At 64.8% G+C, this 341-nt stretch carries 1 protein-coding gene; it reads left to right on the top strand.

Features of this window, described 5'->3' with window-relative positions:
- Positions 1-341: WD40 repeat domain-containing protein (locus EII11_RS10390; protein ID WP_420820458.1), on the top strand; the 341-nt coding region annotated here is incomplete at both ends.

Here is a 341-nt window from a genome sequence, read left to right as displayed (position 1 = left end):
TGACCAGTGGCGCCTACAGCCCAGACGGCACCACCATCCTCACCACCAGCAGAGATAACACCGCCCGCATCTGGGATGCCACAACCGGCCAGGCACTCCACACCCTCACCGGCCACATTGACTGGGTGGCCTTTGGCGCCTACAGCCCAGACGGCACCACCATCCTCACCACCAGCTGGGACAACACCGCTCGCATCTGGGATGCCACAACCGGCCAAACCCTCCACACCCTCACCGGCCACACCAACCCGGTGACCAGTGGCGCCTACAGCCCAGACGGCACCACCATCCTCACCACCAGCAGAGATAACACCGCCCGCATCTGGGATGCCACAACCGGC

It is taken from the genome of Schaalia canis, assembly GCF_003858455.1.
In the GTDB taxonomy this organism is placed as follows: Bacteria; Actinomycetota; Actinomycetes; order Actinomycetales; family Actinomycetaceae; genus Pauljensenia; species Pauljensenia canis.
The sequence above is the reverse complement of the archived record's forward strand: the minus strand, read 5'-3'. Positions and strand labels throughout refer to the sequence as shown.